The organism is Streptomyces sp. NPDC007346 (assembly GCF_040703535.1).
In the GTDB taxonomy this organism is placed as follows: domain Bacteria; phylum Actinomycetota; class Actinomycetes; order Streptomycetales; family Streptomycetaceae; genus Streptomyces.
Genome location: NZ_JBEYKR010000205.1, coordinates 1 through 9596, shown reverse-complemented (window position 1 = coordinate 9596; position 9596 = coordinate 1). Strand labels below are relative to the sequence as shown.

Annotated in this window: 10 protein-coding genes; 3 read left to right on the top strand and 7 right to left on the bottom strand. The window is 68.6% G+C overall.

What is annotated here, in order from left to right; all coding sequences use genetic code 11:
* Positions 1–151: 151 nt before the first annotated feature.
* The 4 genes from AB0917_RS31900 to AB0917_RS31885 all read right to left on the bottom strand — a co-directional run bounded on the left by AB0917_RS31900 (position 152) and on the right by AB0917_RS31885 (position 3878).
* The gene (locus AB0917_RS31900; protein WP_366823197.1) at positions 152–871 is read right to left on the bottom strand and encodes a hypothetical protein; all 720 of its coding nucleotides are present in this window, start codon (positions 869–871) and stop codon (positions 152–154) included.
* Between the two features lie 278 nt (positions 872–1149).
* Entirely contained in the window at positions 1150–1518 is a 369-nt protein-coding gene (locus AB0917_RS31895; protein WP_366823195.1) for a hypothetical protein, read from the bottom strand.
* A gap of 237 nt (positions 1519–1755) precedes the next feature.
* A complete protein-coding gene (locus tag AB0917_RS31890; protein ID WP_366823194.1) occupies positions 1756–2601 on the bottom strand; it encodes a DciA family protein in 846 nt (281 codons plus the stop codon).
* Positions 2598–3878 (bottom strand): cell wall protein, encoded by a 1281-nt coding sequence (locus tag AB0917_RS31885; RefSeq protein WP_366823193.1) that lies wholly within the window; start codon positions 3876–3878, stop codon positions 2598–2600. Before AB0917_RS31885 ends, AB0917_RS31890 begins: the two co-directional genes overlap by 4 nt.
* 227 nt (positions 3879–4105) lie before the next feature.
* On the opposite strand from AB0917_RS31885, the gene AB0917_RS31880 reads away from it, so the two are divergent.
* On the top strand, positions 4106–4492 hold the full coding sequence (locus AB0917_RS31880; protein WP_366823192.1) for a hypothetical protein: 387 nt from the start codon (positions 4106–4108) through the stop codon (positions 4490–4492).
* A gap of 1392 nt (positions 4493–5884) precedes the next feature.
* Here the strand turns inward: AB0917_RS31880 and AB0917_RS31875 are convergent.
* The 3 genes from AB0917_RS31875 to AB0917_RS31865 all read right to left on the bottom strand — a co-directional run bounded on the left by AB0917_RS31875 (position 5885) and on the right by AB0917_RS31865 (position 7721).
* The gene (locus tag AB0917_RS31875) at positions 5885–6220 is read right to left on the bottom strand and encodes a hypothetical protein (protein WP_366823191.1); all 336 of its coding nucleotides are present in this window, start codon (positions 6218–6220) and stop codon (positions 5885–5887) included.
* A gap of 78 nt (positions 6221–6298) precedes the next feature.
* Positions 6299–6856 (bottom strand): UTRA domain-containing protein, encoded by a 558-nt coding sequence (locus AB0917_RS31870; RefSeq protein WP_366823190.1) that lies wholly within the window; start codon positions 6854–6856, stop codon positions 6299–6301.
* Between the two features lie 55 nt (positions 6857–6911).
* On the bottom strand, positions 6912–7721 hold the full coding sequence (locus AB0917_RS31865) for a GntR family transcriptional regulator (RefSeq protein ID WP_366823189.1): 810 nt from the start codon (positions 7719–7721) through the stop codon (positions 6912–6914).
* 522 nt (positions 7722–8243) lie between these two features.
* On the opposite strand from AB0917_RS31865, the gene AB0917_RS31860 reads away from it, so the two are divergent.
* Together AB0917_RS31860 and AB0917_RS31855 are read left to right on the top strand one after the other, a co-directional pair.
* The gene (locus AB0917_RS31860; RefSeq protein WP_366823188.1) at positions 8244–9125 is read left to right on the top strand and encodes a hypothetical protein; all 882 of its coding nucleotides are present in this window, start codon (positions 8244–8246) and stop codon (positions 9123–9125) included.
* 119 nt (positions 9126–9244) lie between these two features.
* On the top strand, positions 9245–9475 hold the full coding sequence (locus AB0917_RS31855) for a hypothetical protein (protein WP_366823187.1): 231 nt from the start codon (positions 9245–9247) through the stop codon (positions 9473–9475).
* The last annotated feature ends 121 nt before the right edge of the window (positions 9476–9596 follow it).

The window sequence follows — 9596 nt, the reverse complement described above, 5'->3', positions numbered from 1 at the left end:
TTTCGTGGTTCGTAACAGCATATCGGCCCCCCCCTAAATCCTCCGCCCGGAACCCGCCCTGCGGGGGCCCGCCCCCGGGGAGGTGGGCGCCCACCCCCCGGCGGCCGGTGTCCGCGTCGAACGCCACGGCCTGCAATCGCGGTGTGGCCAGCTACACCGCGGGGCTGCAACGTGCGCAGCGCTTGTAGTTGCGGCCCCCCTTGGGTCCCGTGTTCTTGCTGATCCACTGATGCGCTTCCTCGGTGGTCATGCTGTGCATCCGTGGATAGTCCTGATCACCGTCGAAGTCACTGCGGCCGCTGTGGGGATCGACGCTGTGGGCATACCGCCGAAGCGCTTCCACGTAAGCCGGCCCGGTTGGCCTTGCGTACGTCGCGGGGTTGTGGCGGGCCACTACCGAGCAGGTGGTTTCGTGGATGCCGTTCTGTCCCGCGGTGAACGGATATTCCTCCGGGGCGGTGAACCGGGCCCACTCCCTGTCGGCGGAGTCGAGCAGTGCGTCGAACCACCCTTTGCGTTCGCCCTGGCACAGCGGACATCCTCCCCGCGCGCGGCAGACCGCCAGCTGGTCGTCCTGGTCTTCGTCTTCGAAGCAGCGAAGCGGTCCGTACAGCTGGGCTACGCCCTCCAGCAGAGCCGCGCGGGCGTCGGCGGCCTGGACCTGACCGGCCGCCACGGCGTCCAGCATGTCGAGGACCGCGGGTAGCTCGATGGCGAAGCCCCATCCTTCGGTGATCCCGCGCGGCCGGTTCTCAGGGAAGTGGTCCCCGTAGTACAGGTGCACCGTGTCGAAGGTGTGCTCGCCGAAGCGCATCGTCAAAGCCGGCCGACGCTGCGGTGTGAAGCCGACGGTCACCGCAGGAGCGCTCACGCTGCCAGCCTGCGCTCGAGGCGGCGGGACGGCACCTGCTACCGGGCGCTTTGCCGCCCTGGGCCGGGGCTTCTTCTTCGCCACCGTCAATCCCCTCTCGGTAGGTCGAGTACTGTACCCACACTTTCAATAACGCTGTGTGCATAGGGTGTGGCCTCCGAAATCCCAACCCCCTTCATGCAGGGTGCGAAGAGCTGGCTTCTCACGCCGTACGGTTCAGCCGCTGTAGAGTCCGCGCCCGGGATGCGTCGCTGGGCCGTACCCGTTGCTGAGCGGCCTCAGTCGAGGTCCCACATCCTCCGGTCGTTGAGGAAGAGGTGTCCTACCTCGAAGGCGGTGCGTAAGACATCGGCGCCTTCGGATGCGTAGTCGACCGGGGGCAATGCTAGGAATTGCGCCACCTCGCGTGCCAGCTCCGGGGGTACCGAGCCTTGCTTCTCGACGATCGAGAAATAGACGTGGTGGGCTGTGTCGATGAGTCTGCTGAGACGTTCAGCCGTAGTGACCTCTGGCCCCGTGGAAGGGTCGTCGAGGAGGAACGAGTCTGTACGGATGCTCTGTTCCAGCGCAAAGTCAGCGAGTGTCAGTGGCCGTCCGTATGCGTCTTGGAGCCAGTCGGCGCCCACTTCTCCGAACTCGTCGATCAATGTCTCGTCGGGACATGTCTGCTGGTAGCAGGGGTGTTTGGGTCTGGGTGGGGGTACCGGGGTGGCGAGCCGGAGGCGGAGCTCCTTGCGTTGGGCTGCGGACGGCTTTGGGCGGCGCATTCGTGATTTCGGCATGTCCTCTTCCGATCAAGTCGGCCAGCCGCTGACACGGCCCGCCCATCGTCACTCGCATTCGGCTTCGAGCTGCACTGATTCAACGCGTCACTGGTGCGGTGATCACGCTGTACGGTCCAGCTGTTCGGGCGCGGCCGGCGCCGGGTTGATGGTGGTCAGGCCGGCGCGTTCGGCGGCGAGGCGTTGCAGGGCCCGCGCGCGGGAGGCGTCGCTGGGCCGGACCCGCTGCTGGGTAGCTGCTTTCGCGCGGAGTTCCTCGAGGGCCTGGTGGCCGTCGGCGAAGCGCTCCTCGGGTTCCCGGAGTCGGTCGCGGAGTTGCCGGTCGGCGGCGGCCTGGATCTCGGGGCGGGTGTGCTGCTGCCGGGTCCAGGTGGCGCGGTGGGCGGCGATCGCTGCGCGGTAGCCCTCCGGTGCCTCCTTCCGCGCAGGCTGCCGGGGCACGGCAGCAGGCTGCGGAGCGGCAGGGGCAGCGGGTGGCCGGGTGTCACCGGGCGACGGCGAGGCGAGTACGGCCGGCCGCAGGATTTCCAGCTGCCGGACGGTGTCCGGGCCGACCGTGTCGTTGACCTTGGCGATGATCTGCTTCTGGTGGAGGGTCAGCTGGGTGCGGTAGGCGGGTGTGGCGGGGCGCAGGTGCAGGGTGCGGGTCGAGGTGTCGAAGTGGACGGCGTTGACCTTCCCGGTGAGCTCGGGGGCGATGGCCGGCCACTGGTCGATGATGCTGCCCGCCGTCGCGGCTGCGGCCGCCGGTGTGGCCCAGCCGCGTTCGGCGACCATCCGGGACAGTGCAGCGGCGAAGGGCAGCGGTTCGCGGCCGCTGCTGCGCCGGGTGCGGGTGGTCGTGGTGCGGGTGCGCTTGGGCTGGGGTGAGCTCTTCGCGGCGGTACGGGCGCTCTGGAGGGCGATGCGGGCCAGGTCAGCGCCGCTGGGGGTGGTGGTTTCGCTCATGCCGGGGCTCCCGTCCCGCTGGTGAGGAAGGCGGCCATCGTGGCGGCCGCGCTGTCGTCGGTGAGGTCGTCCAGGCCGAGCTCGGCCTGCCGGGCGGAGTGCGCGGCAATGCCTTCGGCCAGACCGTGCATCACGCTGCGCACCAGTTCGGGCCTGGAGGCGGCGAGCGGGCCAGATGCCTCCTGCTCGTCCCAGCCCTCGGCCACCTCGTACGCGGCCACCTGGTGCTCGGCGGTGGCCTGCTGGGCCAGGCGGAAGCAGATGTAGGCGGCGGGGTTGGCGGGCTGCCAGGTCAGGTGCCAGGAGTGAAGTTCCTCGATGATCATCTGCGAGTCCCACCCGGCGTTGGTGCGAGGCCGCAGCGCGACTTCCAGCTCCCGTGAACTTGCCCGCTGGGTCCAGGTGACCCGGGGCCGGACCTGCTGGATGATGGCGATCCCCCGCCGTGTCTGGCCTGCCGTACGGCGGCTCCCGTCCGGGTTGTAGCTGATCTTGAAGGAGGGGCGGGGAGCTGTTGGGCAGGTCGCGCGCTCGCGCGAGGTGTCTTTACAACCACCATCAACCTGAACTGCGGGTGCTCGGTGGTAACTACCAGGAGAATGGGTCTCACGAGCCTGCGACCTGGAGTTATCCACAGGGCTGGTCGTACGGGCACGGGCACCACGCTGACCGGAGGGCCGCTGCTGCTCCGTACGCCGCCGACCCCGACACCGGGTCTCGCTGCGCGCCGACGCCTGCGCGACCGCATGCTCCCGCCCGGCCTCGGTCACCCCGCACACCCGGCCCTCGTAGCCCGAGCCTGCCAGCCGGTGCCCCATCGCCTCGTCGAACACCGCCGGGATGACCGCACCGTAGACCGTCCCCGTCGCCATGTACGGCTCCCCCGGCGCCGCGAGGTTCCGCTTACTGCCGTGGACCAGCCACACCAGCGCACCCAGCTCCCGCAGCACTCGCACATGCCGCATCACCGTCGCCGGCGACTTTTCGGTCCGCCGGACTGTGCCTTCCAGGTCGTAGATCACGAGACCGCGCCGGTAGTCCATCCGCGCCGCGAGATCCTCCGCGATCAACATCGTCGTCGGGCCGGCCTCCTTGTGCAGCCCGGCAGCCACCAGCCACACCACCGCACGCAGCCACGCCCGCGGCTCAGCACGCCGCGACCGCGTCCACAGAATGTCCTGCTCCCGGCCCAGCGCCTTCGCCCACTGGGCGGCCGACCTCTCCGACCTCTCCGACGCTGCGACCTCGACCGGGCGCGCCGGCCCCATGGTGCTCACCGGCCCACCTGCTCGGCAGATCCGGCCCGGAACCCGGCCGCCAGACCGTCGTTGCCCAGGACATGGCAGTGAAGAAGAAGGGCCCCGCAGCACGCCGTGCTCGTGAAGCCGCCCGCCGCACCGCAGCAGCGGAACGGATTGGACCGCGCCCCGTACGGCCTCATAGGAACCGAAACAGGACGCTCTTCGACCTGGCTCCTCCCGGCGCGTTCTACCAGCAGTGGGACATGCCCGATGGCACCGACGAATGGATCATGTCCGAGGTCAGCCAGGTCTTCGGACCGCAGTCCGGCGAGGCCAAAACGATGAGCATCCTGCTCGACTACCGCAGGATGTACGGGCCGAAGATCCCCACCGTGGCCGCCCGCCACCTCGACCAGATCCTGGCCAGGAACGAGATCGCGGCAGAGTTCGCCACGGCGGTGGGAGTCACCCCAGACGAAGCCGAAGAGTCCATGCACTCCCTGCACGCCCAAGGACTGCTTCTCGTGGCGGATGACGGTTCCCTCTGGTTGACCGTCCCGCCCGGCACCCCTTACTCCGCACCCGACGGCGACTGGGCCTTCGTCGAGAAGAAGCTGGACCCCCCGAGGAAAGAGATTCCCACCAGCTGACCTCCAGAGGGCACCCCGAGCCCCCGTCCAGATGATCTTTCTGGCCTGGCCCACCGCCCCGGCAAGAGCACGAAAATCGACACGGGCCGCAGTCTTCTGCGTCTGCATCGAGCCGGAGTACACGCCGCAGCGGACCCCACTCTGAGCAGGCAGAACATGAACTTCGAGATCCATCCGCTGACGGTGCACCAGACGTCCTGTGGACAGAGCCCATCGGGCCCGGATCACCCCCGGCGCTCCCACGGGGTGAGAGTGGATTCTGGAAACCGTCCCGTCGTACGGGAAGCAGTCTGCGGAGCTGTTGACGGAGCAGCTGATGACCGGTGCGAGCAGGCGCTGGAGCCGGGCGGCCGTACGCCGCTGCTCCCGGCGAGCCTCACCGGTGCGGGAGCACGTGCACGGGAGGTGCCGAGGAACCCGCCGGACGGTGGGAACAGACATGAAATCGGTCACATGGCCGAGTGCCGTGGGCTGAAAATGCCGCCGGACTTGAGGGGTGCGGGCATGCCGAAGCTGGCAACCGCACGAAACGTCGTGCACAATGACTCCCGTGTTAGGGGGCCTCGCCTCTTGGCACGACGAAGCCCCCAAAAGGGCTTCGGTTTCTGGGGAGAAACCTGATGTTGAACCGCTCGGCCGGCGCCAACCGGACGGGCAGTCCCTTCGGGGAGCTCTGCAAAGCTCTCCGGTGTCAGAGGGGCGCTCCAGCTGAGGCGACTGCAATCGCTTCGCAGCTAGGAGGCCCGGGGCGGCAGACCCGTATGGGTGCCGCCCCAGAAGGACTACGTCACCTCAACCCCCTCGGCAGAGGCGCGGGTAGGGGCATGTCCAGGCAGCACGAACACCCCGTCGAAGGACCAGCGACCTCGGTCGCTGACCCCACGGCGGGGTGCAGTGTGTGCGCGTGCGGGTACGGGTACCCTGATCACGTCGCTACCTCCTGGTTCGTAGGAGTGAGCGTCCGGCCAACCGACCCCCACTACAAGGTCGTTGGCCCGAGTGGCCCCTCCCGGTTGCCAAGCCGGTCGCGGGGGCCACTCGCATTTTCGATCTACGTCAGACGCCACCATACCGCCGAGGTCGGTCCCGAAGAGACCTTGGGCGCAACGTGTCGATTCCACTGCTCGCAGCGCCCACTGACGGCACCTCACGATTCCGTAGGCACCAGGTGCAGGGACAGCCGCGGGGCACACCAGGCGGCCACGAACCATCCACGCAGGAGCAGTCAGCGGCTCCCAGCTGAAGGTCATCTGTCGCATAGGCACCTCCCGGCGTCTTTCCAGGTGAGGTACTTCTGTTGCACTGACTGCTGAGCCCAGCCCGACGACCGCAGAAGACGAGCGCGGCGCTTGCTGCACGACTCCTCCTTGGCGGTAGCTACGGGCTTCCAGGTCAGTCCGTCGTGTCCCCAATGGCAGCCCGGTGGGCCTGGAGCACGTACGCGTACGCCGCTCCCAAATGGCCGTACATCGACGCGGAGTTCGCGGAAACCGCAGCGGCCGCTGACTCTGCGGCCCTGAGCAACTGCTGGGTGACAGTGGAGGGCATGGTCGGCGTGCTCGCGAACTCGCCCAGGCTCCGAGCGATCTCGGAGAAGGGGGCATCCTCGAGTACGCCGGTCGGACCGTCCGGGCCCGAGAGCGCGGGGATCCACCCGTTGGCCACGGTGAGGGAGCTGCGGATCTCGTCCACGAGGTCGGGAGCGGTGAGCCGCTTCTCAGTGTTCAAGGGGGATCGGTCTCCAGAGACTCGCAGGAACTGGCAGGGCGGGCGCCCCGGCGTGGCCGGGGCGCCCTGGGTACTGCGTCAGGCGAGCGGAGCGGCGTAGCGCAGCTTCCAGCCCTTGCCCAGAACGTGCTGGGTCACCTCGACAACCCGCCCGTCAGCGGTGCCGATGTGGTTGATGGTCAGCACGTCCGCACCCTCGGGCAGGCCGAGGCGCTCGGACTCCTCCGAAGTGGCGGGGCGGAGCTCGATGTCCTCGACTGCGGTGTCGCCCTGGTCGAAGCCAGCCTCCTTCATCCGGCTGATGATGCCGCCGACGCCCGTGTCCGCCTGCTCGATGCCTGCGACCTCGGCGACGTCGACGGGGATGTACGTAGTGACGAGCTGGATGACACGCTCACCGTCGAACATCTCTCGGGCCCGCACGACGACATCGCTGTCGACGCCCAGGAGCTGAGCGACATCCGCCGGCGCAGCGGCGCGGCTGACGGTGACCTCCGTGCGCGGGGTGCGGCCGGACCGGCGCAGTTCGGCGTCGAATGCACCGTGCGCACCGTTCTCTTCGCGCTGGCCGGTGGTGTACCGAGTGCGCGCGTCCCGCAAGATCACGCCGCTGCCGTCGATTCGGTTGCTAGCCATGTGCTGGATGCTCCTTGCTGGTGTCTTGATCGGGCGATTGGTTTTCTCTTACTGGTCAGCCGGTTCCCGGCGCGTCTATGGCCCACTCGTAGGACAGGCGCCACTTCGCGCGAGGCAGTACGTGCAGGCAGATCTCCACGACCCGGCCCTCGGCCGTCAGTCCCACGTGGGTGATCTCCATGACGGCCTGCTCGGCAGCGATGCCAAGGGCTGCCGCCTCTTCCCGGGTGGGGGAACGCACTTCGATCTCCTCCCGCAGGCGGACCTGCGCGAACCCGGCCTCGGCCATGCGGGACTTGCTCCCGCCCGTACCGGGCTTGATGGAGCCGAGCGCCGGACAGGCGTCGACGACATCCGCAGGGAACCAGGACGTCGCCACCTGGACGACCTCCAGCGCTTCAGCGTTACCGGGCAGGAACACGGACATGACCCGCTCGCGCTTCAAGGTCTTCGCCCGGTGATGCATCTCGAAGATGCCGGTGACCTTCTTGGGCGGCACGTCCTTGGCGATGGTGACGACGTTCTTGAAGTCGAACCCCTTCGCCCGCATCTCGGCCTCGAACGCGCCGACAGCACCGCCAGTCTCACGGAAGCCGGGCTGGTACCGGATGGTTCGATCAGACACGATCTTGTCGATCACCAGCGAGACATAGGTGCCCTTGCCGCGGCGTGAGAACACCAGGCCCTCGTCCTCGAGCAAACCGTAGATGTCGCGCGCAGTTTGATACGCGATGCCGTGTTCCTGCTGGAGCTGGGGCACGCCAGGCAGGCGCGATCCAGGCGCGAGTGTGCCCCGCTCGATCTTCTCCCGGATCTCGGATGCGATCCGTTCGACCTTCCCGGGTTCCCTCTGCTTGGTGGCCACTGCTCCCCCCTCCCGTACGCATCATGCGGCCAGCGGATCTCGCTGCCCGATGCGCACAGCATTGCATGTCTAGTTGTTTCTCGAAAGCCGGGACTCGTAGACACCCCGATCTTCTTTAAGGTCACCTAGAAACTAGCAGGTCAGTGCGGGTGTGAAAAAGAAGTTAGCTAGACAGGTTGACCGGCGGGCGATAGCAGGGTTCTAATCGAAGTGCCCCAGCAGGCGGTGAGTAGCCGAATGCGGGGCGTAGCCGGTGTTGTTCCTGCACGTCGGGGCACATCACCAACCGCTAGACCGCAGTGGTCGAACCACCGCAGGAGTACTTCCCCGATGGGGAGGACCAGGGTCGATAGCTCCACCAAATCCCCTGGACCGGTCACCAGGCTGGACGTCTCCTGTTGCACGTCGCAGCGCTGATGCGCTGTCCGATCAGCCAGGACGCCGACCTCGGTCGAGCGCCCTGGGGGTCGGAGAGCCCACCCGCGACACATCCCCCTCTCCCCTCTACCGGAGGAGCCCTTCATGGCCACGACGACTGTGGAGCCCAAGGCCCGCAAGCGCCGCCGGAAGACCCGCACGAAGAACGTCAGCCACCTCCCGCCGCTCGTTGCCTCGGAGTTCACGGCCGGCCAGATCGACCTGACGCCGGGCAAGGAACACGTGTTCTGCCCGGCCTGCGAGAACTGGACGCCGATCACCGGAGTCCTCAGCACGCCGGTGCTGGTCCCGCACCACACCACCCCGTACCACGACCCCACCGCCACCCCCCGCCGCTGCTCCAACACCAACCGCCAGATCACCCTCGACACCGCGATCGACACGTGGCGGGCGGACCTGGCCGAGCGGACCCAGGCGTCTCCGACGGTCGCCTCCCGCCGGCCGACGAAGGTGCTGCCCAAGCCCAAGACGACCGCAGCACCGGCCGCGAGTCAGCTCACGCCCGTCCTGCTCAGCGCGGAGCAGGTCCGCAAGATGTTCCGTCAGCACCAGGAGCAGTGCCTGGCCTGTATGGGCGAGGCCAGGGACCGGAAGGGGCAGACACTGCCTTGCCGTGACGGCGAGCGCCTGGCCGTCACCTTCCTCCGGCTGCTCCGCCAGGAGCCCAAGCGCCAGGCCGTCCGCGAGCTCTTCGCCCGGGAGCGCCGCCGGTTCGACCGCGAGTACGCCGGGGCCGCCCAGGCGAAGCGCCAGTCCGAGTGGGCCGCCGTACTCCCGGCGGTGCAGGACGCCGACACTCGCCGTGCGGACGTGCCCGTCCCGCCCGCACGGCCCGGGGCGCCCGCCCAGGCCGAGGTCCCCAGCGTGCCGATGGAGCCGGAAGACATCGAGGCGTACGACCGGCGGCAGGCCGAACTGGGCAAGCAGTACGCGCGGCGGAAGATCCTGGCGGCTTTGCCCGCCTGACCCGCACCTGGGACGAACGACCACGGCCCCGGCCACCGCTTCTGTAGCGGTGGCCGGGGCCGTGGCTGCTCGTACGGCAGTCCGACCCGGCAGATCGAACCGATGGCCTGGAGGTACTGATGACCTATGAAGAGGCTCTGAAGGACAGCAAGAAGGCTGGGGCAGCACACGCCGCCGACCCCGCCTTGATGGCCAGCTTCTGCGAGGGCACCTTGCAGCTCCTGTGCGGTGCGGTTTCGCCGCGGCTTGTCTGGGCCGGGGCGCAGGTCCGCGGGATGAGCACCACGGATCTGGCCGCGATGTGCGCGTCCCGGCCGCACGAGGTCGCCGACCTCCAGTGGGCCGCGTAGCGACGAACGACCACAGTCCCGGCCGCCCCGCATCAAGGGGCGGGCCGGTCTGTGGGGGGGGGTTAAGCGGGCACGGGGGGGCAACGGGCCCCCGGCGCACCCCCGGGGGGGTCCGGGCCCC